The organism is Duganella sp. GW821-FHT07G03 (assembly GCF_059418605.1).
Window position 1 is genome coordinate 240505 of sequence record NZ_JBWKQE010000007.1, and the last position, 24186, is coordinate 264690.

Genomic DNA, 24186 nt, shown 5'->3' on the forward strand with positions numbered 1-24186 from the left:
CCCTCAAGGTGCTGGCACGCTGCCGCAGCTCAGCGGCAGGGGCATGGCGATGCTGTCGGCGGCGCCGGGGCGGGCGGCGGCGTCCGGCGTTTGCTTGCTGAGCCAGCCGGAGACGGCGGCGATGTCGGTCTCGGACAGCCGGTTGGCGATCTCCGCCATGCAGTCCGGCGCGGCGGCGCGGCGCACCGTGTTCTTCCATGCGCCGAACTGGGCGTTGACGTAGTCGCTGGGCAGGCCGATCAGGCCGGGGATCGCCGGCGCCACGCCGGTCAGCGCGCTGCCGTGGCAGGCCACGCAGGCCGGGATCTTCCTGGCCGGATCGCCATGCTGGACCAGCGCCTGGCCGCGCGCCAGGGCGGCCTCGCTGGCGCTGGCGCCGCTGCCGGCCTGCGCCGGCGGGTAGGGCGGATGCTGCTGCGAGTAGTAGTCGGCGATCTCGCGCAGGTAGGCGTCCGGCAGGTGGTCGACCATATAGGTCATCATCGGATAATGGCGCCGGCCTTCGCGGAAATTCACCAGCTGGTTGTACAGATAGCCGGCCGGCTTGCCGGCGATGCGCGGGAAGAAGGCGTCGCCGCGTTCCTTGACGGCGTGGCAGGCGGTGCAGGCGGCCACGCGTTGTTCCAGCGTGTCGGGCAGGGTGGCGGGCGCGGCGGCCAGCGACGGCAGGCCGCAGCCGGCCAAAGCCAGCGCGGCGCACGCGCGCACGACGTATGAGGTAGACATGCCATTCCTTGAGGTCGTAGCTATCCGGCAAGGATACCAGATCGCAGGGCTAAAGCGGCTTGGGCGGGCGGGGAAGTTTTGCCGCTTTCACCGGCGGCAGCTTGTTGCCGGCCGCGATGTAGTGGCGGTAGACGCGCAAAGCCACCTGGGCGTCGTCGGCCGCGTACAGGATCTGCTTGTCGTTCAGGCGCGGCAGCGCCCAGTTGGTGGTGGAGATCTTCTTGGATTTCTGCAGCTTCTGGCCGAAGAACTTGGCGACGGCGGTCTTGGCGCCGAGGTCGTTGCGCTGTCCCGGCGTGCGCAGCGCCACCGACAGGTCGACCACGCCGGCCGCCCGGATCGCCAGCTTGGCATGCAGGCGCTTGACGTCGTCGGACAGGCCGAAGCCCAGCTTCAGCAAGGCCGGCGTTTCCAGCACCGCCTGCAGCACCTCGAGGATGGCCGCGGGCGTGCTGTGGCCGATCTGGAACAGATAGGCCTGGTGATCGGTGGCGAACTGGATCAGGTGCGGACCGGTCGAGGTCTCGCCCTTGGTGAAGGTCGGCTTCGATTCGGTATCGAAGCCGATGGCGTCGGTGGCCAGCAGGGCGTCGCGCGCGGCGAGGGCTTGCTCGGCCGTGGTGACCAGCCGCACATCGGCGATGCGTATCCCCACGTAGGGCGGAAGCTCGGCCTCCGCCTGTGCCGCAAGCTGCTGAGTGTTCAACTGAGCCAACTGAGTCAACTCAGCCCTTGCGCGAGAACTTCGCGGTCAGCTGGTTCAGCTTGTCGGCGCGCACGCGGGCCGCTTCTTCGGCCGCGGCCGCGTCGCGTTCCGCCTTCTTGCGTTCGGCTTCCTTCTTGAAGCGGTCCTGCAACACCTGGGTGGCGTGGGCGCGGTGGGTGTCGGTCACTTCGGCGCCGGGGGTGCCGTCCAGATCGTGGCGCAGCTTGGCTTTTTCCATGACTTTCAGGTAGCGCAGCGAGCCGGTATGGATGCCGAGCGCGGTACGCATGGTTTTGCGGTCCAGTTCAGGCATGATCGCGAGGATCTGCTTGTCGATACCGATCGACAAAGGCAGGAAATCGCGGAAGGCCGGGAATTGGGTTTGCAATTGTTTCAGCAAGCTGCGCGGGGTCAGAGCCGCAGGTGCTGCGGTGGCGGCGGAGGCTGCGGGCTCGATTGCCGGCGCCTGAGGGGTGAGGCTAGTGTTCATCGACTTCATAGTTTAAGCAAGAGGCGTCAGCATATCATGGGCACTACGGGATTGCAGTGCCTTTTAGGCCATGATGCAAATATGACCATATCGACATCATACGCCGCTTGGGCGCGGAAGGTGCGCTCGCACGCCAAAACATGTATAATGCGAGACGCACCTTTGCAGGACGGTGCGTTTCAGTTTGGTACAGGATGCGATTTGGACGGTCTGACAAGAGTGTGTAGCCCTTGTTATATGGTTTTAAGATGTCGGATATAGGTACTATCAATTATCCTGATGTCTCGCTATACGGCATACTTTGCCCTCTCCCTATTCTTCACTGAAAAGAGAAACAAGCCCGTTGTTGAACGCGGGCTTTTTTTATTCCGCAGATAATCGTCAGCTAAATTACAACATTTCCATCTGTGCGCACTGGCAACGGTCGGCGCTGGCTATGGCAATTGTATTTTCTGGCGAATACGCATTGAGAGATATTTAATGACAAAAACGCCGAAAACTTTAACGTTGTCCGTCAAGGCCGCCCGTACCAGCTCCGCTCCGCTGGTGGTGCCCAAGACGACTCTATCTTATGTGATCGATAATGCGCAAGAGGCAGCGAGCAAAGTAACGGTAGTCAAAAAGAAAACCCGCCTGAGCGCCGCGGCCGATGCGGCCCAGGCGGAAGCGCAGGTGGCGGTGCAGCACGCCGACGCGTCCGACACCCCGATCAAGACCGTCAAGGTGGCGCGCAAGAGCGCCGTGCTGCCGGCCGCCGAGACCGGCGCGCCCGTGGTGGTGGTCAAGGCCGCGCCGAAATCCAAGCTGGTCAAGTCCGCCAAGGCCGAGCCTGCCCCAGTCGTCATCGTGACCGCCGGCCCGGCCGTCAGCCAGGTGACCGACGCCGCCACGCTGGCCTCGATCGACACTTCCGGCTACCTGCTGCCTAGCGTCAAGGTGCCGGGCCGCCGCGGCCGCAAGCCGTCCGAATTCACGCCGGAAAACGACGAAGTGGCGGCACTGAACGCGGTCGAACGCGCCGAACTGAAGGCCGTCTCCAAGGCCCGCGAGCGCAAAGCCAAGGGCGGCGCCGCCGACATGCTGGGCGTCGATTCGAAGAGCACGGCCGAGGAACTGGAACGCCGCCGCACCCAGATCAAGAACCTGATCAACATGGGCAAGGAGCGCGGCTTCCTGACCTACGCCGAGATCAACGACCAACTGCCGGAAAACATTGTCGACCCGGAAGCGATCGAAGGCATCATCGCGACCTTCAACGACATGGGCATCGCCATCTACGAGCGCGCGCCGGAAGCCGATTCGCTGCTGCTGACCGACAGCGTCGCCACCGTGACCTCCGACGACGAAGTGGAAGCGGCCGCCGCGACCGCGCTGTCGACGGTCGACTCCGACTTCGGCCGCACCACCGACCCGGTCCGCATGTACATGCGTGAGATGGGCGCCGTGGCGCTGCTGACGCGCGAAGGCGAGATCGAGATCGCCAAGCGTATCGAAGGCGGCCTGAAGGACATGATCCAGGCCATCTCCGCTTGCCCGACCACGATCGCCGAGATCGTCGCGCTGGCCACCAAGATCGAAGCCGACGAGCTGAAAGTCGATGAAGTGGTGGACGGCTTCGTCGACCTGAACGAATCGAGCAACACGCCGGCCGTTGCGGCCGCGCCTGCCGCCGCGTCGGACGACGACGAGGAAGAGGAGGAGGAAGTCGAGGAAGAAGACGGCGACGCCAACGGCGGCGCGGCGGGCTTCTCGACCGAGCAACTGGCGCAGCTGAAGAAAGCCGCGCTGGAAAAGTTCGACGTCATCTCGACCCAGTACGACAAGATGCGCAAGGCCGCCGGCGGCTACGGCTCCAAGGCGTATGTGTCGGCGCAGGAAACGATTTCGGCCGAGCTGCTGGGCATCCGCTTCACCGCCAAGGTGGTCGAGAAGCTGTGCGACACGCTGCGTGGCCAGATGGAAGAAGTGCGCCACATCGAGCGCGCCGTGCTGGAGCTGTGCGTGAACAAATGCGGCATGCCGCGCGCCCACTTCATCAAGGTCTTCCCTGGCAATGAATGCGACCTGGACTGGGTCGACGGCGAAGTCGACAGCGCCTATCCGTACAGCGCCATCCTGGGCCGCAACGTGCCGGCGGTGAAAGAGCTGCAAAAGAAAATGATCGACCTGCAAGCCCGCGTGGCCTTGCCGCTGGCCGACCTGCGCAAGATTAACAAGCAGATGGCCGCCGGCGAAAAGCGCGCGCGCCAGGCCAAGCGTGAAATGACGGTCGCCAACTTGCGCCTGGTGATTTCGATCGCCAAGAAGTACATCAACCGCGGCCTGCAGTTCCTGGACTTGATCCAGGAGGGCAATATCGGCCTGCTGAAGGCGGTCGACAAGTTCGAATACCGTCGCGGCTACAAGTTCTCGACCTATGCGACCTGGTGGATCCGCCAGGCCATCACCCGTTCGATCGCCGACATGGCCCGCACCATCCGCGTGCCGGTGCACATGATCGAGACGATCAACAAGATGAACCGCATCTCGCGCCAGATCATGCAGGAAACCGGCAGCGAGCCGGACCTGGCGACGCTGGCGGTCAAGATGGAAATGCCGGAAAACAAAGTCCGCGAAATCATGAAGATCGCCAAAGAGCCGATCTCGATGGAAACGCCGATGGGCGAGGACGGCGATTCGCAGCTGGGCGACTTCATCGAAGACAACACCACGCTGGCGCCGCTGGACGCCGCGCTGCACGCCTCGATGCGCAACGTCATCAAGGAAGTGCTGGACTCGCTGACCCCGCGCGAAGCCAAGGTGCTGCGCATGCGCTACGGCGTGGAAATGTCGAACGACCACACGCTGGAAGAAGTGGGCAAGCAGTTCGACGTGACCCGCGAGCGTATCCGTCAGATCGAAGCGAAGGCCATGAGCAAGCTGCGCCAGCCGTCGCGCTCGGACAAGCTGAAGACTTTCCTGACGCAGAACTAAGCGTCGGCGGGATAAAAAAAGGAGGCCATGTGCCTCCTTTTTTTTCGCGGTGTGTGGCGGGATTGCAATACACTCTCGATATTGCAAAAAGACGGCCTGCGTTGTGATGATGAAAGCGATGATCAAATCAATTTTCCTCGGACTGGCCCTGGCCGGCGTATCCGTGACGGCCGGCGCGGAGACGGTCGATGTCGCTGCCGGCATTCAGTTGGCGCAGATCGACTTCGATGCGTATCACGCGTTGTTGCTTGAACGGTGCAAGGCGCTGGCGCCGGAAGCGGTCGATACGTTGTCGGTCGCGATGGCGCAATGGAAGGAGCGGAACGCCGATGCGCTGGTGATCCTGCGCCAACTGTACAAGGCGCAGTTGATACAGCTGAAGCGCGCGCAGCAGCCGGATGCGACCGAAGCCGACATCGATGCGCATGTCGCCGCCGTGCTGGGGATATTCAATGCGAATCTGAAGGAAAAAGTGGCCGGCGTACCGGCCGACGAGGCCAGGGCGTCCTGCGAGGGCGAGTACGCCAACAACCTATTGAACCGGCCCGCCATGGACTTCAACGTTTTACTGAAACGGATGACGCTGGGGCGTTGAGCGGGCCGGGTCCTTTACTGCATGAACCAGCCGTGGCTGACCACCAGCGATTGCCCGGTCAGCGCGTTCGACGGGAAGCTGGCGAACAGCAGCGCCACTTCGGCCACGTCTTCCACCGTGGTGAACTTGCCGTCCACGGTATCGGCCAGCATCACTTTCTTGATGACGTCTTCCTCGGAGATGCCCAGCGTCTTGGCCTGCTCGGGGATCTGCTTGTCCACCAGCGGCGTGCGCACGAAGCCGGGGCAGATCACGTTGGCGCGCACGCCATGCTCCGCGCCTTCCTTCGACACCGCCTTGGCCAGCCCGATCAGGCCGTGCTTGGCCGTCACATAGGCCGACTTGAGCTTGGACGCTTCCTTCGAATGCACCGAACCCATGTAGATCACGCTGCCGCTGCCGGCCTTGTACATATGCGGCAGGCAGGCCTTGGTGGTCAGGAAGGCGCCGTCCAGGTGGATGGACAGCAGCTTCTTCCAGTCCTCGAACGGGAAGTCCTCGACCGGATGGATGATCTGGATGCCGGCATTGCTGACCAGGACGTCGATCTGGCCCCAGGCCTCGATCACGCTGGCGATGCCGGCGTTGACCTGGGCTTCGTCGACCACGTTCATTGCGATCGCCATGGCCTGGTGGCCAGCGCCCTTGAGTTCCTCGGCGGTGGCTTGCGCCGCCTCCAGGTTCAGGTCGGCGATGACGATCTTGCCGCCTTCGCGCGCATACACCAGGGCGATTTCCTTGCCGATGCCGCTGGCGGCACCGGTGACGATACAGACTTTGTCTTTCAGTTTCATGAGAATTGCTCCGAGAAATCTCGTCCTTCAGGGCGAGGAGTGAAAGGAACCGACTCCGCAGGAGTCGATGCGAGGGAAGAAAACATGGAACTTATGAGTTTCGCAGTGGTCAAATAAACATGAAACTGGTCTACCGATATCGCGTCAAATCCTTGACCGGCCTGCTGAACCAGCATGCACGGACGGTCAATTTCGTCTGGAACTACTGCAACGACCGGCAAAAGGATGCGTTGCGCTTCGGCCGGCGCTGGCACACAGGATTTGACCTGATCAAGCTGACCACCGGTTGCTCCAAAGAGCTTGGTCTGCATTCGGGCACGGTCAACGACATCTGCCAGCGCTACGCCAATTCGCGCGCCATGTCGCACCGGCCTTACCTGCGCTATCGCGGCCGCAAAGCGATGGGCTGGGTGCCGTTGAAGGGACGTGAACTCAAGCGTGAAGGCAACGCCTTCCGGTTCGCTGGCCGCACGTTTCGTGTGTTTTACTCGCGCCCTCTGCCGGACGGGAAAATCCTCGATGGAACCAACTTTTCGCGCGACCGGCGCGGCAACTGGTTTCTCAATATTGTCGTCGAGGTGGAACCGGCAGCGGTCCGCGCCCCTGTGCGCGGGGTCGGTATCGATCTCGGCCTGAAGATGCTGGCGACTTTGAGCGACGGCAGCACCATCGAAGCGCCACGCTTTTACCGGGAGACCGAGGCGGCGCTGGCGTGTGCCCAGCGCGCGCGCAAGACGCGGCGGATCAAGGCCATCCATGCCAAGATCGCCAACCGCAGGCTCAATTTTCTGCACACCTGTACCAGCGCGATCATCGCCGCCTTCGACTATATCGTGGTCGGCAACGTCAACGCACAGGGCCTCGCCAAAACCAGCATGGCGAAGTCGGTCTACGATGTCGGCTGGTCGTCCTTCCGTACACAACTGGCGTACAAGGCTGTTAAGCATGGCGCTTGGTTCGAGGAAGTCGACGAACGTTTCACCACCCAGGTCTGCTCGCATTGTGGCGCTTTGCCCGATACGAGGCCTAAGGGTATCGCAGACCTTGGAGTAAGAGAGTGGAGCTGTAGCGATTGCGGTGCCGTACATGATCGTGATCTCAATGCTGCGGTCAATATTCTCCGTCGCGGACGTGCGACGCTAGCGGTAGGAATCTCCGCTCTTTAGGGCGGAGGGGGCGTCAAGTAGTTCGCTCCTCGTTGGATGGGAATGCAACTTTGTGATTACAACAATCCTGCGCCGCGCCGTCTATGCGCTGGCGTACATAGCGGACAAGGACAGGCGCAGAAACGCGCCGCCCTGGTCCTGGTTGCCCATCTCCAGCACCGCGCCGATGCGCGCCGCCCGCTCGCGCATGCCGACCAGGCCCCAATGGCCGCTGCGCCCGCCTTGCGCCAGCGTGTCCGCCGCGATGCCCTTGCCGTTGTCGCGCACCAGCAAGGTCAGCCGCCTGGCGCCGTAGTCCAGCTCGACCACGATCTCGCTCGCCTGCGCGTGGCGGAAGGCGTTGCAGATGGCTTCGCGGCCGATGGAAAACACTTCGTCGCCGGTGATGACGGGCAGGGCGTAGGGTGCGCCTGTTTGCTCCAGCCGGAAACTGGCCGAAAGTCCAGCCGCCAGCCGCTGGCCGAAGCGCTCCAGCGATTGCCCCAGCGTTTCATCGTCGCGCAGCGGCGAGCGCAGGCCGCGCACTTCGTCGCGGCCCTCGATCAGCGCCTGCTCGATGTAGCCGATGCCGCGCTCCATGGCGGCGCGCGCCGGCAGCGCCGGCGGCACCTGCTCCATCGCCAGCTGCATCATCAGGATGGTGCCTTGCGCCTCTTGCAGGAAGGTGTCGTGCAGCGCGCGGGCGATGCGCTCGCGCTCGCCCAGGCGTTCGACGTGGCGCGCTTCGATCAGGCGCGCCATCTGCGCCAGCCGCCAGCGCCAGGCCAGCCCCAGCGCCGCCGCCAGCGCCAGCGCGCAGAGCAGCTTGAACCACAGGCTCTGCACAAAGGTCGGCGGGATCGTCACGTCCAGCGTGGCGCCCTCGTTGTTCCACACGCCGTCCTTGTTGGCGGCGATCACCTGGAAGCGGTACTGGCCCGGCCCCAGGTTGGTGTAGAAGGCTTCGCGCCGGCCGCCGGCCGCCTGCCAGTCGCGGTCCAGGCCTTGCAGCCGGTAGCGGAAGGCGATCCTGCCCGGCATGGCCAGGCCGAGCGCGCTGAAGCTCAGGTGCAGATTGTTCGCGCCTTGCGGCAGCGTCAGCGGCGCGTCCACCGGATAGGCCCGGCCGTTGCTTTCCACGGCGCGCAGCTCCACCGGCGGCGGCGTGGCGTCGCGGGGGATCTGGCCGGGCGAGATCAGCGCGGCGCCGCTGTGGCTCGACAGCCAGAGCTTGCCGTCGCTCGCTTCCACCATCGACGGAAACGGTCCGGTCGGCTGGACCGCGCCGGTCAGGCCGTCGTCGACGCCCAGCAGTTCGTAGCCGGCCGCGGCGCCGCTGCGCAGGAAGCCGGCCAGCTGCGCGGCCGGGATGCGGAAGGCGCCCTCATGGCCGTGCAGCCACAGCTCGCCGCCCGCCGTTTCCACCAGGCCGCTGATGCCGCGCAGCTCGTGGCCGTCGGCCAGGCGCAGCGGCACGAAGCGCTGGCCGTCGTACAGCGCGGCGCCCAGTTCGCCCGCCACCCACAGGTGGCCGTTGCGCTCGAACAGGCTCTGCACGTTGCCGATGGCCAGGCCCTGGGCCGGCCCCAGCACGCGGATGTCGGCGCCGTCGACCAGCGCGATGCGGTTGCCCACATAGCCTATCCACACCCGGCCGCGCCGGTCGGCCCGCATGGTCAGCACCCGCGCGGCCGGCAGCCGGGCATCGCTGACCTGGCGCCAGTTGCCGTCGTGGAGGCGGTAGACGCCCAGGTTCACGTAGCTGGCCCACCAGTCGCCGCCGCCGTCCTGGGCCAGCGCGCGCATCGCCAAGGCGTCGCGCAGCGCGGCCGGCGGCGGGGCGATCAGCTGGCCGCCGCCCGGGCCGGGCAGCCAGATACCGTGGTCGGTGCCGTACGCCGGACGGCCGTCGCGGGCGGTGGCGGCCGTGGCGTAGGCATGCGGCGCATGGTCGTATTGCCGGCCGTCGGCGTCCAGCAGCCAGGCGTCGGCGTTGTCGTTGCTGGCCCGGACCTTGCCGTCGCGCTCGGCATTCAGCGCCGGCGTGGCCATCTCCAGGCGGCTGGGCAGCGGCGTCACGCGGTTGCGGCGGAACTGGTCGAGGCCGTTGATGGTGCCGATCCAGATGGTGCCGTCGCGGTCCTCGAAAAAGGTTTGAGGGTTCATGCCGCTCAGGCCCTGCTCCTGCGTGACGCGCTGGCGCGGATCGGGAAACACGTCCGGCAGCATGCGCTCGACCCGGTCCTCGCTCAGCAGCCACATGGTGCCGGCGCGGTCGAACCACATGCCGCTGCCGGGCAGCTGGGGCCGGGGCGGCGGACCGGCGGCCGGCGCGGCCTGCGACATTTTGTAGTGGGCGTCGTTGCCGTTGGAGGCCCAGACGGTGCCGTCCGGCGCCGCCGCCAGCGATGCCACCCGGACGTTGGCGGGGCTGGCGACGTGGTAGCGGCGCTCGCCCTGGCGGCGGTAGTAGACCGCCTGGGCGGTCGACACCCACTGCGTGCCGGCGCGGTCGAACAGCACGTGCCAGACCGCCTTGGGGCCGGGATCGAAGCCGCTGTCGGCGCCCACCCGCACCCAGCGCCCGCCGTTCAGCCAGGCCAGGCCGTTGGCGGTGGCGACCCACATGGTGCCGTCCGGCGCGCGCCGGAAACAGTAGGTGGCGCCGGGCGGGAAGCCGTCGGCGGCGCCGTAGTGGCGCACCCGGCCGTCCTTGAACACGCTGGCGCCGCCGAAGCGGTAGCCGACCCACAAGGCGCCGTCCGGCGCGCTGTACAAGGGCAGCACGATGGTCGACAGCAGTTTGTGGCCGCCGACCTGGTCGCGCCGTTCGAAGTTGAGGCCGTCAAAGCGGTACAAGCCGGTCGGCGTCGACAGCCACAGCCAGCCGTCGCGGGTCTGGGTGATGGCCTGGATTTGCGCCGGCGCGCCCTGGGCGGCGGTCCAGGCGCGATGGCTGTAATCGCTCAGCAGGCGGGCATGTTCGGCCGCGGCGGCCGGGCGCCACAGCGCCAGCAGCAAGGCGCCGGCCAGCAGCCAGCGGCTGCGCAGGGTAAAAGTCATGGGCGCAGCATAGCATCGCGCGGCCGTAGCGCGCATCGGCTAGCCGGCAGAGGGCTTGCCCGGCAAGTTCATGCGCAGCACGGTGCCGGCGCCGGGCAGCTGCGCCACCGCCAGCTCGCCGCCGAAGTCGGCCAGGCGGGCGCGGATGGCGCCCAGGTCGAGCGCGTCGCGCGCCGCATGCTGCTCGGGCTGGCCGTCGCCGCTGACCACGATGGACAGCTGCTCCTGCCGCAGGTTCAGCGTGGCTTGCAGGCTGCGTGTGCCGCTCTGGCCGCACAGATAGCTCAGCGCCGACAGCGTGATGCGGTAGATCGCCGCGACCTGGCGCTGGTCCAGCGTGGCGCTGTCTTCGATCAGCTCCACCCGGCACTGCAGGCCGAGGCGGCGCTCCAGTTGCTGCATCTGCCACTCGATGGCGGCCGACAGGCCCAGCTCCAGCGTGCTGGGATGCAGTTCGTTGATCAGTTCGCGCACCGCGAGGATGCTGGCGTCGAGCGTATGCAGCGCCTGCGCGGCGCGCTGGTGCAGCAGCGGTTGCCGCTCGGTGGTGCGCTTGTACAGGGTGGTCACGTCCAGCTTGAGCGCGAGCAGGTTTTGCGCCAGGTCGTCGTGGATCTCCTGGGCGATGCGGCGGCGCTCGCTTTCCTTGGTGGTGTGGTGGTGCTCGGACAGGGTGCGCAGCTCTTGCAGCGAGCTCTGCAGAGCCGATTCCGTCTGTTTGCGCTCGCTGATGTCGACACACATGGCGATCAGCAGCTTGGGCTGGCCGAATTCGTCGTAGGTGGGTTGCTTGTGGGTTTGCACCCAGCGGTTTTCGGCCCGGCCGGCATGCCACAGCTGTTCTTCGTACACGGTGTTCTGGCCGCTGTCGAAGGCGATGCGGTCGTGCTTGAGGAAGTAGTCCATTTGATCGGCCGGGAAAAAGGTGGCGCCATCGGTGCCTTGGATGTCGGCGAAGGCGATGCCCCACAGGGCCTCGCAGGCCGGATTCATCAGTACGACCCGGGATTGCGCATCCTTGATGAACAGGGCCAGCGGCATGACCGCGATGAGGTTGAGCAGTTCGCCGGTGGCCGGCGCGGCGCCGCTGATGCCGGCTTGAAGGAGGGAAACCACACTGTCGATTTCCGATTTGCCCAGCGAGTCAATCAAGCTTTTCATATGTGTGGACAATAGTAGTTTTTTGACATTCTAATGCCAAAATAACCAACTTGACCAATCTTTAAGGAAATAAAAAATACGCCCCTGCCGGGCGCCGCCCGCCGCTACCTGACCGTTGCATTCAGCTTCGCTTCCAGCGCCTGGCGGTCGAACGCGGTGCCGGTGCGCGAGCCGTCGCTGAAGTAGACGGTCGGCGTGCCGGCCACGTGCAGTTTCTTGCCCAGCGCCAGTACCTGCTCGTTCGGTGTCGGGCAGGCGGCCGGCGCGGCCGGCGCGGCTTTGGCGTTGACGATCCACTCGTGCCATGCCTTGGCGCGGTCGGCGGCGCACCAGATGTCCCTGGATTTGAGCGCCGAGTCGTCCGACAGGATATTCAGCAGGAAGGTGTAGATGGTGACGTTGTCGATTCCTTCCAGCGTCTGGTGCAGCTTGCGGCAGTAAGGGCAGTTCGGATCTTCGAACACCGCCATCACGCGTTTGCCATCGCCCCTGACGGTCTTGATCGCAGCCGCCAGCGGCAGGTCGGCAAAACGGATCGCGGCCAGCTGGTCGGCTCGGGCCCGGGTCAGGTCCTGGTAGTTGTCGCTGGTGTCGACCACTTTGCCGATGAACAGATAGCGCGCGCTTTCATCGGTGTAGAAGATGTCGCCGTTGGTGCTGATTTCATACAGTCCGCCATACGGCGTCCTGGTCACCGCATCGACCTTGATGTTGACGCCCAGGCGGGGCGTGATCAGGGCCTTGATGCGGGCTTCCGCCGGTGTTTCAGCGTTGGCGGCGGGCAGCGCCAGAAGGCTGGCTGCCAGCAGCAGCGCGGTGCTTTGTTTCATGTGGTGGGTTCCTGTCGGATGAGCTTATTCGATGCCGCTGGCGCGCGCGCGGATGCGCTCGCGCTCGGTGGGGAAAAGCCGTGCCTGCAGTGCGTCCAGCTGCAGCCGGCGCGCTTCGCTGCCGGGGGCGGCGGACAGCCGGGCGGCGTCGGCCCGATAGCGCAGATAGTGCGCGCGCCATTGGCGCTCTTCGCCGGCGGCCGCTTCATAGCTCAGTGTGGCGGCGGCCAGCAGTTCGCTGTTGTCGTTGTCGCGCGCCGCGTCCCGCGTGGCGCCGTGCAGGCGGCGTTCGCGCAGCGTGTTGGAATCGGGCTCGGCCTCGTTGCCGTCGGCGGCGGCCGGGCCGGCGGCCGGCGCGGCGCGCTCGCGCAGTCCGGCCAGCGCCTGCGCCAGTTCGGCGTCGTCGGCGCCGAACCACAGCGCGGCCAAGGCCGGCCCGAAGCTGCTCTGGCGCAGGCGCGCGCGCTGTTGCTGCCACGTCGCCAGCTGTTCCAGCTGCTGCGCGCTGGGGGCGGCGCCGGCGGCCAGTGCGATGCGCTGGCCGGCCAGCAGCTCGTCATGCGCGCGCACATAGGCCGCGTAGCGGCTGGCCAGCGTCTTGGCTTGGGCGCCGGCGGCGCCGCTGACTTGCCGGTCCAGATAGGCGCGCAATTGGTCGGCGCGCGCATTCAGGTCGGCGCCATCGGCGCGTACCAGAAAGAATTCGAACAGCATGCGCAGCGGCGGATCGACCACCAGCTTGCCGGCGGCGTCGGTCGCCAGCGCGGACGGGGCGAGTTGATCGTCGAGCGCCAGTTCGCTCGGCTGTGGCAGGCCGCTGCCCGCGGTGCTGGCGCCGATGCGGTCATACCACGCCGGTGCGGCGGCGGGCCGCGCCGCTGTCGGGCTGTCGGCGGATGGCCAGTAGCACGCCAGCGCCACGCCGGCCAGGGCGGCGGCGCCTAGCCAGTAGCGGCCCTGGTGCTGGGAAGTCGTCATGGCCGGCTTCAGTATTTTTTATTGATGGCCGGCGCCGCCAGGTCGGAACCCGGCACCGCCTTGCTGGCGCCGTCCACGGTGGCGGCGTAGCGGGCCACCGCCTTCCAGCCGCCTTCGATCTGCTTCCAGGTATCGACCACGAACACCTGGGTGGGCAGGGTGTTGTTCTTCGGCGCGGCGATCTTCCACATGAAGCTGACGACCGCCAGCTCGCCATATTCGTGCACCGCCATTTGCTCGATGCTCGATTCCAGCGCGGGCGCGGCGAACGCCTGCTGCTGCCATTCGGCGCGCGCGGTGGGGCGGCCGGGAACGCTGGCGCTGCGCAGTTCAAATTCGTCCGCGACGATTTTTTTCAGGGCCACGGCGTCGCGCTGGTGCACCGCGTCCAGCCAGTCGCCTTCCAAGGTGCTGAACAGTTGCACCGTGCGGGTGACGGTCGGCACGGTGCGCGGCGGCGCGGCTTGCGCCGAGCTCATTGCCAGGGCCAGCAGCGCCGGCCCGATCAAAGCAGTCTTTTGCATGAACATTCCAAGGAGTGGGCGGCCGCCGCGCTGCGCTGCGGCGGCCTGGATCAGTTCAGATAGATTGTACTAGCCCGCTCAAGGATAGTGCTGCGCGCACGCCTGGGAAGGCTGCAGCACCCAGTTTTGCTGGATCAGATAGTTCATGGCGCCGAAGGTCTGGTTGTACTTGGCGCCGTTCGATGCGGTGGCGGTGGTGCCGAAGTTCCAGGCGCACTTGTCGCCGTTTTCCATGCCGTTCGACAGCGCGTACCAGGCGTTGCCGTCCGGATCGGTCACCGCTTCTTCCAGTTCATGCGAGAAGATGCTGGCCATGGCGTCCGCGCCCGGCGTGTTGTTCGGGCTCGGCGTGGTGGCGCCGCATGCCGACGCGCACTGGGTTTCCGGATTGCCGACAAAGGCGTACTTGATGTTCTGGCCGTTGAAGTTGGTGTTGGTGTGCCAGCCGCAGTACTGGGTGCAGAAGCCCGAGGTGGCGGTGGTGTTCTTGTCGGTCATCACGAAATAGACGGCGTTGGCGTCCAGCGGCAGTGCGCCGGAGCTGATGGCGTTGGTCACCACGGTCTGGATGTTGGCGTCGGTCAGCTTGGTACCCAGCGTGCCGGAGTTGACGGTGCTGCCGGCGTAGGTCACCTGGTTCACCACGTGGGTATTGCTGGCGTTGTAGTAGGTGGTGTTGATGTTGAAATAAGGCGAACCGCCGATGTGCGAGGCGATATTGGTCAGCACATTTTGCGATGCGCTATCCCAGGCCGAGCCGTACCAGATGTAGTACACCTTGGTCGGCGCCACCATCACCGGGCCGCCCTGGTAAGTCAGGTTGGCGCTGCGTTGCGCCCGCAGCGTGGCGGCGCGTTCCGGGCGGCTCATGGTGTCGAGGTCGAGCTCGCCCCAGCCTTTGCCGGTCGGTTTGAACAGGGAGTCCTTGTCTTCCTTGATGGCGCCGGCGTGAGCGGCGGATATACAGGCCAGGCAGGCTGCCAGCATGGTCAGTTTACGGCTGAATGTCATGTTGATCTCTCCAAAAGGTGTGTCGTAAGGTTCAACTGAATGAAGTCGTCCTGGGGACGATCTGTTTTGTGCGTCGCAGCGCAGGTCTGCAGCCAGGCGCGGCGCGCACGCTTCCAACGCCCGCCATGCTGGCGAGCGTCAAAAAAGGGGGGGCGGAGTGGGGAGGGGCTCTAGAGCAAGAGCGCTTGGCGTGTGACGGCGGGGCTATCCGTGTGCAGCAGGCGACGGGTACTCAACTTCATGTGAACTCTCCGGGTCAGATGTTGCCGTTCCGCTCCGCGTAGCGCTTTTGGCGCCGGCGGAAATATTATTTATATCGTTATGATGGTTCGAGCAGCTGGGTTTAATTCTACTGAAATGGTTTATGTTGTCAGCGTTTTTCGTGCTGGGTGTCTGCAAATCCATACACTTTTTTGATATGACAGCAAATAATGTAGTGCTATAAACCATCACTAATTGGCAATGTTGTTACTGGCGGTAGGTTTTTTTTCGGTTTATAACAAACGTGCAAAAAAAACACCCCGGGCCTTGCGGCGCGGGGTGTGCTTGGCTGCGCAGCGGCTCAGCCGGTGTTGCGCAGGCCGGCGGCGACGCCGTTGATCGACAGGTGGATGCCGCGGTGGACCCGCTCGTCAGCCTTGCCCGGCTCGCTCGACAGCGCGCGGTGGCGCTTGATCAGCTCCACCTGCAAGTGGTTCAGCGGATCGAGGTAGGCGAAGCGGTTCTGGATCGAACGCGCCAGCAGCGGATTGCCGGCCAGGCGCTCGGTGGCGCCGGTGATGCTTTGCAGGATGGCCAGCGTGCTTGCGTGCTCGTCGGTGATGCGCTTGAAGATGCGTTCGCGCAGCTCCTTGTCCTGCACCAGCTCGGCGTAGCGCGAGGCGATCGCCAGGTCGGTCTTGGCCAGCACCATGTCCATGTTCGACAGCAGGGTGGCGAAGAACGGCCATTGCTGGAACATGGCTTGCAGCTGGGCCAGGCGGTCGGCCTGCTTGCCGTCGGCGATCCAGGCGCCGATGGCGCTGCCGAAGCCGTACCAGCCCGGCAGCAGCAGGCGGCACTGGCCCCATGAGAAGCCCCAGGGAATCGCCCGCAGGTCCTCGATGCGTTTGGTCGACTTGCGCGAGGCCGGGCGCGAACCGAGGTTCAGCTCGGCGATCTCGGCGATCGGCGTGGCGGCGAAGAAGTAGTCGGTGAAGCCCGGGGTTTCATAGACCAGGTTGCGGTAGGCCTGGTAGGCGCGGTCGGAGATCTCGGCCATCACGGCCTCGAACTGACGCAGCTGGGCCAGGTGCGCGCCGTCGGCCGACTGCGGCATCAGGCTCGCCTCCAGCGTGGCGGCGACCAGCAGCTCCAGGTTGCGGCGGCCGATGTCCTTGTTGGAGAACTTGGAGGCGATGATCTCGCCCTGTTCGGTCAGGCGGATCTGGCCGTTGACGGTGCCGTGCGGCTGCGCCAGGATGGCCTCGTACGACGGACCGCCGCCGCGGCCGACGGTGCCGCCGCGGCCGTGGAACAGGCGCAGCTTGACGCCGGCTGTTTCAAACACGGTCACCAGGTGGGTCTCGGCCTTGTACAGCTCCCAGTTGGAGGTCAGGAAGCCGCCGTCCTTGTTGGAGTCCGAGTAGCCCAGCATGACTTCCTGGATCTGGCCTTGTTTGGCGATCAGCGCCTTGACCAGCGGGATCGCCATCACGGCCTCCATGATGCCGGCCGCGCGCTGCAGGTCGGGGATGGTTTCGAACAGCGGGATCACCATCAGGTCGAGTTCCTGCTCGGCGATGCGCAGCAAGCCCATTTCCTTTTGCAGCAGCAGCACTTCCAGCAGGTCGGACACGGTTTCGGTGTGCGAGATGATGTAGTTGCGGATGGCGCGGGCGCCGTACAGCGCGCGGATCTGGCGCGCCGCGCGCAGCACGCCCAGCTCGGAGTCGGTCTCGGCCGAGTAGGCGATGTACGGCGAATACAGCAGGCGCGGTTGCGACAGCTCGCTCAGCAGCAGCGCCACTTTGGCGTCCTCGTCCAGCGACGGGTAGTCCGGCTGGCCGCCGGCCTTGACGAACAGCTCGGCCAGCACGCGCTCGTGGATGTCCGACGATTGGCGCATGTCCAGCGAGGCCAGGTGGAAGCCGAAGATGTCGGCCGCGCGCTTCAAGGTCGACAGGCGCGGCTGCACCAGCACGGCGCCGTGGTTGGCGTTGAGCGAGTCGATCAGCACTTGCAGGTCGGCCGAGAACTCGGCCGCCGCCGCGTACGGCTCGGCGTGGCCCACTTCCTTGCGCAGGATGTTGGTCGCGCCCAGCGCGCGGGCGCTGCTGGCCAGGCGGGCGTAGATGCCGATCAGGGCGCGGCGGTAAGGCTCGTCGGCGCGGTGGTCGGACAGGTCCGGCGACTGGTCGGCCAGCGCCTGCAACTGCGGGCTGCAGGCGATCATCAGCGTCGACACCGACAGCTCGGCGCCCAGCGTGTGCGTCTCTTCCAGGTAGAAGTCGAGGATGGTGGTGGCCTGGCGTGTCAGCGCGTGCTGCATGGTGCCGCCGTTGACGTTGGGGTTGCCGTCGCGGTCGCCGCCGATCCAGCTGCCCATCTGCACGTAGGGGGCGTCGATGGCCTTGGCTTCGCCATAATGGGCGGCGATGTCGGACTCGATGTCGTCGTACAGGCCCGGCAGCTCGCGCAGGAAGGTGATGCGGTAGTAGGACAGGGCGTTTTCGATCTCGTCGGCCACGGTCAGCTTGGAGTAGCGCAGCATGCGGGTCTGCCACAGCGTGGCGACGCGGGCGCGCAGCAGGTGCATGTTGGCGGCCTGTTCCTTCGGCGTCAGCGGCAGGTCGCGCTCGGCCAGCAGGCGGGCGATATCGTGTTCCGCATCAAGAATCGACTTGCGCTGCACTTCGGTCGGGTGGGCCGTCAGCACCGGGGCGATCAGCGCGTCCTGGAAGAAGGTGGCCACGGTTTCCTGGCTGACGCCGGCTTCCTTGAGCTTGCACAGGGCGAAGTTGACGCTGCCTTGCTGCGGCCGGGAACCGGCCAGCAGGTGGGCCCGGCGGCGGCGGATGTGGTGCTGGTCTTCCGCGATATTGGCCAGGTGCGAGAAGTACGAGAACGCGCGCACCACGGAAATGGTCTGCTCGCGCGTCAGGATCTTCAGCATGCCGTCCAGTTCCTTGGCGGCGCCGGCGTCGGCTTCGCGGCGGAACCGCACCGCCGTCTGGCGGATGGTCTCGACCACGGCGTAGACTTCTTCGCCCTCCTGGTCGCGCAGCACGTCGCCCAGCAGGCGGCCTAGCAGGCGGATGTCTTCTTTAAGTGGCGCGTCTTTGTCTGCGCCAGGTTGTTCAGCCGTTTGATCGTTCGTTGCACTAGATTGGTTTGCCATGAGATAAGCCGCAAAGATGTGAAAAGTCGGTGCAAAGGCTTGTGGCCCGGTTCTGCAAGAAGGTGAGCGTGATAAAATTTGTGATCTTAAACACGCGCGTGAGACTGGCCTGCGCCGGTTAGCGCCCGCTACAGCGAAAGAACTGGTTTTGAAAATATCGGAATTACTACAAAATCCTCCGTCCACCTTGGTGATCGCGTCGCGTGAAAGTCGGCTTGCCATGTGGCAGGCCGAGCATGTACGGGCGCGCTTGGCATTATTATATCCGCAGTGCGATATTAAAATTGTAGGAATGTCGACAAAAGGCGACCAAATTCTTGATCGCACCCTGTCCAAGGTGGGTGGCAAGGGCCTGTTTGTCAAGGAACTCGAGGTCGCCATGGCCGAAGGCCGCGCCGACCTGGCCGTGCACTCGCTCAAGGACGTGCCGATGGAGTTGCCGGAGGGATTCGCCCTGGCCGCCGTGCTGGAGCGCGAGGACCCGCGCGATGCCTTCGTCTCCAACGACTACGCCTCGCTGGGCGAGTTGCCGGCCGGCGCCGTGGTCGGCACCAGCAGCCTGCGCCGCCAGTCGCTGATCGCGGCGCGCTACCCGCAGCTGGTGATCAAACCGTTGCGCGGCAACCTAGACACCCGCCTGGGCAAGCTCGATCGCGGCGACTACGCGGCCATCATCCTGGCCGCCGCCGGCCTCAAGCGCCTGGGACTGCCGCAGCGCATCCGCGCCTTGCTGGACCCGGCCGACAGCCTGCCGGCCGCCGGCCAGGGCGCGATGGCGATCGAGATCGCCGTTCGCGACGATGGCATCGACCTGATGGCGCTGCTGGCGCCGCTGAACCATGAAGCCACCGCCCAGGCCGTCACGGCCGAGCGCAAGGTGTCCAAGGTGTTCGGCGGCAGCTGCCAGGTGCCGCTGGCGGCCTTCGCCACGGTGGCGGACGGCCAGATGCACCTGCGCGCCATGGTCGCCACGCCGGACGGCGCCCGCATGGCCAGCGCCGAGGTGCGCGGCGCCGCCGCCGACCCGGAAGCGCTGGGCCAGCAGGTCGCCGAGCTGCTGCGCGCGCAGGACGCGGTCGGCATCCTGGCGTCCTGCCTGAGCGAAGCCGCCCAGGCCGACGCCGACGCCCGTTCGGCCACGCTGGCCGACGCTGCGTCGTCCGCCGCGCCGTCCTCCGGCACTTGATCAGCGGATGACCGGCGCCGTCGTCATCACCCGTCCCCTGGCGCAAGCCTTGCCGTTGGCGGCCCGTGTTAGCGCGCTGGGCCGCCGGGTGGCGTTGTTGCCGCTGTTGGAAATCGAGCCCTTGCCCGAGCCGGCCGCCTTGCTGGCCGCGCTGGCCAAGCTGTGCGCGCCGCAGCCGGGCTACAAGCTGGTGGCCTTCGTCTCGCCCAACGCCATCGACGCCGCCTTCGCCCATATCCAGCAGTGGCCGGCCGGCGTCAAGCTGGCGGTGCTGGGGGAGGGTAGCCGCGCCGCCCTGGCCGCGCACGGCGTGACGCCGCAGACGGTCGATATCGTCAGCCCGGCCGACAGCGCCCACAGCGATTCCGAACACCTGCTGCAAACGCTGGACCTGGCCGCGCTGCGCGGCCAGCCGGTGCTGATCGTGCGCGGCGAAAGCGGCCGCGAGCTGATGGCCGACGGCCTGCGCGCGGCCGGCGCCGTGGTCGACGTGGTGCCGGCCTACCGCCGTTCGGTGCCGCGCCTGACGCCGCAGTTGGCGGCCACGCTGCGCGATTTGCTGGCGCAGCAAAATGACTGGATCATCACCAGTTCCGAAGCGCTGCGCGGACTGTGCGAGCTGCTGGCGCAACTGGACGCGCAGCACGCCGATGCGACGCAGCAGAGCTGTGTTGTGTTGATGCAACAACAGCATTTGATCATCCCGCATGCCCGAATTGCCGAAACGGCAAACAATTTAGGGTTTTCCCGACTGACGCTCACCGGATCAGGCGACGAACGCCTGCTGGCCGCGTTACAATCACGCCTATGAACGATTTGCCTACCTTACCCGATCCTGTCGTCTCCGCCGGCGACGCCGCTGAGACCCCGCCTGCGGCCAAGCCGCAGCCTGAACCGAGCCTGCTCGAAACCGTGCAACAGCCGCAAATGCTGCTGGTCGGTATCGTCGTGCTGGCCATTTTGCTGGCCGGCCAGACCTGGTCTTCGCACAACCAGGTGCGCAACCTGCGCGAAGAAATGGCGCGCCGCCTGCAAAAGGGCGACGCCAGCAATGCCGAAACCGGCACCTTGGCGCGCGCCGTGCAGGAGACCAGCAAGGAGCTGCAAGGCAAGGTCGCCCTGTTGGAAAACAAGCAGCAGGAAGCGCAGAGCCAGCAACTGGCGCTGGAGCAGCTGTACCAGGACCTGTCCAAGAACCGCGACGAGTGGGCGCTGACCGAGATCGAGCAAGTGCTGTCGACCGCCAGCCAGCAGCTGCAACTGGCCGGCAACGTGCCGGGCGCGCTGATCGCGCTGCAAAACGCCGACCGCAGCCTGTCGCGTTCGGACAAGCCGCAATTCATCACCATCCGCCGCGCCATCGCCAAGGATACGGAAAAGCTGAAGGCCTTGCCGAGCGTCGATTCGGTGGGCATGGCGCTGCGTCTGGACAATGTGATCGCGCAGATCGATACGCTGCCGATGCTGTCGGACGAAAAGCCGACGCTGCCGGCGCCGCCGGAAAAGAAGGCCAAGGCCAAGCCGGCCGTGGGCAAGGGCGGCAAGCCTGAGCCGGTCGAGCAGACCAGCCCGTGGCTGCAAGCGCTGCAAGACACCTGGAACGGCTGGAGCAGCGAAATGTGGACCGACGTGCGCCAGCTAATCCGCGTGCGCAGCGTGACCACGCCGGATGCGCTGATGCTGTCGCCGACCCAGGCCTACTTCCTGCGCGAGAACCTGAAGCTGCGTTTGCTGAACGCGCGCATGGCCCTGCTGTCGCGCAACGAGACGGCCTTCCGCGCCGACCTGATCGCGGCGCAGGAAGCGCTGGTCAAGTATTTCGACGTCCGCGCCAAATCGACGCAGACCGTGCAGACGCTGCTGCGCCAGGTGCAGACCAGCAATCTGGCGATTGAAATGCCGACCCTGTCGGACAGCCTGAACGCTGTGCGCAACTACAAAGCGAAGCCATAGTCATGCGTTTATTTCTCTGGATAGTCGCTTTGATGGCTGCGGCCATCGGTATCGCCGTGACGGCGCGTTTTAATCCGGGCAATGTGGTGTTGTTCTACCCGCCGCACCGGATCGACCTGTCGCTGAACTTCTTCGTGGTGCTGGAAGTGGCGCTGTTCGCCTTCCTGTACATCGTGCTGCGCGCCTTCCGCGCGACGGTCAGCATGCCGCGCAAAGTGGCGGCTTACCGCCAGCGCAAGCGTGAGCGTGACGGCAACAAGGGCTTGCGCGAAGCGCTGAAGGCGCTGTTTGAAGGCCGCTTCGGCCACGCCGAAAAAGCCGCCTTGCGCGCCTCGGAACTGGAGGAAAACGCCGGCGTGGCCGCGCTGATCGGCGCCCGCGCCGCGCACCGCATGCGCCAGGGCGCGCGCCGCGACAGCTGGCTGGCCAAGCTCAGCGACGACAATGCGATGAAGACCGCGCGCCTGATGACGATGACCGAACTGCTGGTCGACGACCATCAGCCGGAGCAGGCATTGGCGGCGGTGCGCGAACTCAACGCCAGCGGCACCCGCCACATCCACGCCTTGCAATGGTCGCTGAAGGCGCAGCAGCAAGCCAAGAACTGGCCGGAAGTGCTGCGCCTGGTGCGTTCGCTGGACAAGCACCGCGCGCTGCATCCGGCGCTGTCGTCGCGCCTGCGCGAGCTGGCCTACGACGACATGCTGTCCGACAGCGGCCACGATGCGGAATCGCTGCAACGGGTCTGGTCGACCGTGCCGGGCGCCGACCGCATCAAGCCTTACGTTGCCAGCCGCGCCGCCACCGCGCTCAATGCGCGCGGGCTGCACGACGAGGCGCGCCTGGTGGCGGAGGAATCGCTGGCCGCCGACTGGGACGAGCGCGTGGTGCGGGCCTACCGCGAAGCGGCCGCGCCGGCCGGCTCGGCCGCCTTGCTGATGCAGATCGAGCACTGCGAAAACTGGATACACACCCGTCCGACCGACGCCGAGCTGGCCTTGACCTTGGGTTCGCTGTGCCTGAAGCAGAAATTGTGGGGCAAGGCGCAGCGCTACCTGGAGCAAGCCCTGTCCGACGCCGCCGACCCGCGCATGGTGCGCGAATCCCACCTGAAGCTGGCGCAAATGCACGAAGCGCTGGCCCAGCCGGAAGACGCCGCCAACCACTACCGCCAGTGCGCGCTGGCCACCATCCTGTAAAACGAACCCGTCCTTGCGACGGGTTTTTTTACGTCGCGTAGTACCGTTTCAGCAGCGCGTTGACGGCGGCGGTCATGCCCAGCATCGCCGCCGCGTGCATGGCGGACGCCGCCAGCAGCAGCGTCTGCGAACCCGCCACCGCCACCTCGCGCACGGTGCCGTCGCTGCTGCACAGCGGAACCAGCATCGGCGCCAGCATCATGCCGGCGCCGTGCACGGCCGTCATCAAGGCGGCCGAGGCGGCGTGGCCGGCCGCGATCGGCGCCATGACCTGCAGCGCCGGCTTAGGCGGCTGCATGACAGCACGTGGCCGCAGCGGGCGCGGCCTCGTAACGGTCGTGGTGGCGCACCCATGCCATCGTATAGGGCAGCTCTTCCTCGTGGCGGCCCAGCGGGGTCAGGTCGAGGAAGTTATAGGTGTGCATCATCACCTCCACGCCGCGCCCGTAGGTCGAGTAGCTGTGGTAGACCACGCCGTCGTCATCCTTGTAGAACACGCTGACGCCGGGCATGTCGGGGTTGTTGATGGGCTGGCGCTGGTAGTTGTAGTTGACCTCGCCGCTGGCCAGTTCCTCGGGCCGGAAGCTGACGTGGAAGTCGTAGTTGAAATCGCCATCCCCTGACGAGACCCAATGGAAGCGCCAGCCCATGCGCTGGCGGAAGCGCTCGATGTCGGCCAGCGCCGCGCGCGAGACGGCGACGAAGGTCACGTCGCGCTGCGCCAGGTGGGCGAGGGCGCCGTCGGTATGGTCGGCCATAAACGAACAGTGGCTGCATCCCTGTTCATTGCCGGGCGTGAACATGAAGTGCTGGACCACCAGTTGGCGCCGGCCGTCGAACAGGTCGGCCAACGTGCGCTTGCCTTGCGGCGTGTCGAACACATAGTTTTTTTCAACCCGCACCCACGGCAGCGCCCGGCGTTCGCGCGCGACCTGGTCCTGCATGCAGGTCAATTCCTTCTCGCGCGCCAGCAGGTTCTGGCGTTGCCGCAGCCATAGTGCGGGCGCGACGACGGTGTGGTTCAAAGTTTCGGTGGTGGTATTGGTCATAGTTGCCTCCTGTAGTAGCGCCTCGGATCGGCGCTGCAGGACAACTTTATGCCTTCGGCGGTGGCGCAGTGAGTAACAAGATTGTCGTGAATTCGGCGAGGCCGAGGCCGAGGCCAGTGCAGCGAATCCAACCTAAAGCTGGCGCAAATGCACGAAGTGCTGGCCTAGCCGGCAGACGCCTCCAAACAATACCGCGCGGTGCTCGCTGGCGACGATCTTATAATTCCTCGGAACCCAGCATGAGCGACGCACGCCGCACATACATAATCTGGATAACGTTCGCTTGCAGGCTGACCAGATCCGCAGAGCGGGCAAGCCTGCGAAGTATCCGTTGGCTTTGCGCCAGGCTGAGGGTGTAAATAATATTGTGTAAACGGTCATTTGGCAGGACACTGCCGCCATCAAGGAGATTTAATGACCGTTG

At 65.6% G+C, this 24186-nt stretch carries 21 protein-coding genes; 7 read left to right on the forward strand and 14 right to left on the reverse strand.

Annotation, left to right across the window (positions count from 1 at the left end; translation table 11 throughout):
• Positions 1–3 precede the first annotated feature (3 nt).
• From AC07OK_RS12340 to AC07OK_RS12350, 3 genes are read right to left on the reverse strand one after another with little or no spacing between them, the layout of a single operon-like run.
• Positions 4–726, reverse strand: a complete 723-nt coding sequence (locus AC07OK_RS12340; RefSeq protein ID WP_494690578.1) for a c-type cytochrome — start codon at positions 724–726, stop codon at positions 4–6.
• 49 nt (positions 727–775) lie between these two features.
• Positions 776–1432, reverse strand: a complete 657-nt coding sequence (locus AC07OK_RS12345; RefSeq protein ID WP_494690579.1) for a 3'-5' exonuclease — start codon at positions 1430–1432, stop codon at positions 776–778.
• Positions 1433–1451: 19 nt separating this feature from the next.
• A complete protein-coding gene (locus AC07OK_RS12350) occupies positions 1452–1931 on the reverse strand; it encodes a ProQ/FINO family protein (protein WP_494690580.1) in 480 nt (159 codons plus the stop codon).
• Between the two features lie 471 nt (positions 1932–2402).
• Between AC07OK_RS12350 and rpoD the strand changes: the two genes are divergently transcribed.
• Entirely contained in the window at positions 2403–4895 is a 2493-nt protein-coding gene (gene rpoD, locus AC07OK_RS12355; RefSeq protein ID WP_494690581.1) for an RNA polymerase sigma factor RpoD, read from the forward strand.
• A 118-nt stretch (positions 4896–5013) separates the two neighbouring features.
• Positions 5014–5490, forward strand: a complete 477-nt coding sequence (locus AC07OK_RS12360) for a hypothetical protein (RefSeq protein ID WP_494690582.1) — start codon at positions 5014–5016, stop codon at positions 5488–5490.
• Positions 5491–5504: 14 nt separating this feature from the next.
• On the opposite strand, the gene AC07OK_RS12365 is transcribed toward AC07OK_RS12360, so the two are convergent.
• On the reverse strand, positions 5505–6284 hold the full coding sequence (locus AC07OK_RS12365) for a 3-hydroxybutyrate dehydrogenase (RefSeq protein WP_494690583.1): 780 nt from the start codon (positions 6282–6284) through the stop codon (positions 5505–5507).
• Between the two features lie 119 nt (positions 6285–6403).
• Between AC07OK_RS12365 and AC07OK_RS12370 the strand changes: the two genes are divergently transcribed.
• Entirely contained in the window at positions 6404–7450 is a 1047-nt protein-coding gene (locus tag AC07OK_RS12370) for an RNA-guided endonuclease InsQ/TnpB family protein (protein WP_494690584.1), read from the forward strand.
• Between the two features lie 81 nt (positions 7451–7531).
• Here AC07OK_RS12370 and AC07OK_RS12375 read toward each other — a convergent pair whose 3' ends face one another.
• From AC07OK_RS12375 to ppc, 7 genes are all read right to left on the reverse strand, one after another.
• On the reverse strand, positions 7532–10492 hold the full coding sequence (locus tag AC07OK_RS12375) for a sensor histidine kinase (RefSeq protein WP_494690585.1): 2961 nt from the start codon (positions 10490–10492) through the stop codon (positions 7532–7534).
• 39 nt (positions 10493–10531) lie between these two features.
• Entirely contained in the window at positions 10532–11608 is a 1077-nt protein-coding gene (locus AC07OK_RS12380; protein WP_494690586.1) for a PAS domain-containing sensor histidine kinase, read from the reverse strand.
• Positions 11609–11757: 149 nt separating this feature from the next.
• On the reverse strand, positions 11758–12483 hold the full coding sequence (locus tag AC07OK_RS12385; RefSeq protein ID WP_494690587.1) for a DsbC family protein: 726 nt from the start codon (positions 12481–12483) through the stop codon (positions 11758–11760).
• Between the two features lie 24 nt (positions 12484–12507).
• The gene (locus AC07OK_RS12390) at positions 12508–13461 is read right to left on the reverse strand and encodes a hypothetical protein (RefSeq protein ID WP_494690588.1); all 954 of its coding nucleotides are present in this window, start codon (positions 13459–13461) and stop codon (positions 12508–12510) included.
• A gap of 8 nt (positions 13462–13469) precedes the next feature.
• Entirely contained in the window at positions 13470–13985 is a 516-nt protein-coding gene (locus AC07OK_RS12395) for a nuclear transport factor 2 family protein (protein ID WP_494690589.1), read from the reverse strand.
• Positions 13986–14063: 78 nt separating this feature from the next.
• Positions 14064–14996: a hypothetical protein gene (locus AC07OK_RS12400; RefSeq protein WP_494690590.1), complete on the reverse strand. Its 933-nt coding sequence runs from the start codon at positions 14994–14996 to the stop codon at positions 14064–14066.
• A gap of 562 nt (positions 14997–15558) precedes the next feature.
• Positions 15559–18375 (reverse strand): phosphoenolpyruvate carboxylase, encoded by a 2817-nt coding sequence (ppc, locus tag AC07OK_RS12405; protein WP_494690591.1) that lies wholly within the window; start codon positions 18373–18375, stop codon positions 15559–15561.
• A 148-nt stretch (positions 18376–18523) separates the two neighbouring features.
• On the opposite strand from ppc, the gene hemC reads away from it, so the two are divergent.
• Genes hemC through AC07OK_RS12425 form a run of 4 tightly spaced genes read left to right on the forward strand, consistent with a single transcriptional unit; the run spans position 18524 to position 22713 of the window.
• Positions 18524–19561 carry a hydroxymethylbilane synthase gene (gene hemC, locus AC07OK_RS12410; RefSeq protein WP_494690592.1) on the forward strand — a complete coding sequence of 346 codons (1038 nt, stop codon included), beginning with the start codon at positions 18524–18526 and terminating at the stop codon, positions 19559–19561.
• Between the two features lie 7 nt (positions 19562–19568).
• Positions 19569–20372, forward strand: coding sequence for a uroporphyrinogen-III synthase (locus tag AC07OK_RS12415; RefSeq protein WP_494690593.1), 804 nt, complete (start codon positions 19569–19571; stop codon positions 20370–20372).
• Positions 20369–21514, forward strand: a complete 1146-nt coding sequence (locus AC07OK_RS12420; protein WP_494690594.1) for a uroporphyrinogen-III C-methyltransferase — start codon at positions 20369–20371, stop codon at positions 21512–21514. Before AC07OK_RS12415 ends, AC07OK_RS12420 begins: the two co-directional genes overlap by 4 nt.
• A 2-nt stretch (positions 21515–21516) precedes the next feature.
• Positions 21517–22713, forward strand: a complete 1197-nt coding sequence (locus AC07OK_RS12425; RefSeq protein ID WP_494690595.1) for a heme biosynthesis protein HemY — start codon at positions 21517–21519, stop codon at positions 22711–22713.
• Positions 22714–22741: 28 nt separating this feature from the next.
• Here the strand turns inward: AC07OK_RS12425 and AC07OK_RS12430 are convergent, their stop codons facing one another.
• The 3 genes from AC07OK_RS12430 to AC07OK_RS12440 all read right to left on the reverse strand — a co-directional run.
• Positions 22742–23011, reverse strand: a complete 270-nt coding sequence (locus AC07OK_RS12430; RefSeq protein ID WP_494690596.1) for a hypothetical protein — start codon at positions 23009–23011, stop codon at positions 22742–22744.
• Positions 22998–23762: a DUF899 domain-containing protein gene (locus AC07OK_RS12435; RefSeq protein ID WP_494690597.1), complete on the reverse strand. Its 765-nt coding sequence runs from the start codon at positions 23760–23762 to the stop codon at positions 22998–23000. Before AC07OK_RS12435 ends, AC07OK_RS12430 begins: the two co-directional genes overlap by 14 nt.
• Positions 23763–23979: 217 nt before the next feature.
• On the reverse strand, positions 23980–24186 hold a 207-nt coding region (locus AC07OK_RS12440; protein WP_494690598.1), incomplete at its 5' end, for a hypothetical protein.

Coding starts and splice junctions, on each gene's coding strand:
- AC07OK_RS12340 (WP_494690578.1), bottom strand. CDS start 726: ATGTCTACCTCATACGTCGTGCGCGCGTGCGCCGCGCTGGCTTTGGCC.
- AC07OK_RS12350 (WP_494690580.1), bottom strand. CDS start 1,931: ATGAAGTCGATGAACACTAGCCTCACCCCTCAGGCGCCGGCAATCGAG.
- rpoD (WP_494690581.1), top strand. CDS start 2,403: ATGACAAAAACGCCGAAAACTTTAACGTTGTCCGTCAAGGCCGCCCGT.
- AC07OK_RS12360 (WP_494690582.1), top strand. CDS start 5,014: ATGATCAAATCAATTTTCCTCGGACTGGCCCTGGCCGGCGTATCCGTG.
- AC07OK_RS12365 (WP_494690583.1), bottom strand. CDS start 6,284: ATGAAACTGAAAGACAAAGTCTGTATCGTCACCGGTGCCGCCAGCGGC.
- AC07OK_RS12370 (WP_494690584.1), top strand. CDS start 6,404: ATGAAACTGGTCTACCGATATCGCGTCAAATCCTTGACCGGCCTGCTG.
- AC07OK_RS12375 (WP_494690585.1), bottom strand. CDS start 10,492: ATGACTTTTACCCTGCGCAGCCGCTGGCTGCTGGCCGGCGCCTTGCTG.
- AC07OK_RS12385 (WP_494690587.1), bottom strand. CDS start 12,483: ATGAAACAAAGCACCGCGCTGCTGCTGGCAGCCAGCCTTCTGGCGCTG.
- AC07OK_RS12390 (WP_494690588.1), bottom strand. CDS start 13,461: ATGACGACTTCCCAGCACCAGGGCCGCTACTGGCTAGGCGCCGCCGCC.
- AC07OK_RS12395 (WP_494690589.1), bottom strand. CDS start 13,985: ATGCAAAAGACTGCTTTGATCGGGCCGGCGCTGCTGGCCCTGGCAATG.
- AC07OK_RS12400 (WP_494690590.1), bottom strand. CDS start 14,996: ATGACATTCAGCCGTAAACTGACCATGCTGGCAGCCTGCCTGGCCTGT.
- ppc (WP_494690591.1), bottom strand. CDS start 18,375: ATGGCAAACCAATCTAGTGCAACGAACGATCAAACGGCTGAACAACCT.
- AC07OK_RS12415 (WP_494690593.1), top strand. CDS start 19,569: ATGACCGGCGCCGTCGTCATCACCCGTCCCCTGGCGCAAGCCTTGCCG.
- AC07OK_RS12420 (WP_494690594.1), top strand. CDS start 20,369: ATGAACGATTTGCCTACCTTACCCGATCCTGTCGTCTCCGCCGGCGAC.
- AC07OK_RS12425 (WP_494690595.1), top strand. CDS start 21,517: ATGCGTTTATTTCTCTGGATAGTCGCTTTGATGGCTGCGGCCATCGGT.
- AC07OK_RS12430 (WP_494690596.1), bottom strand. CDS start 23,011: ATGCAGCCGCCTAAGCCGGCGCTGCAGGTCATGGCGCCGATCGCGGCC.
- AC07OK_RS12435 (WP_494690597.1), bottom strand. CDS start 23,762: ATGACCAATACCACCACCGAAACTTTGAACCACACCGTCGTCGCGCCC.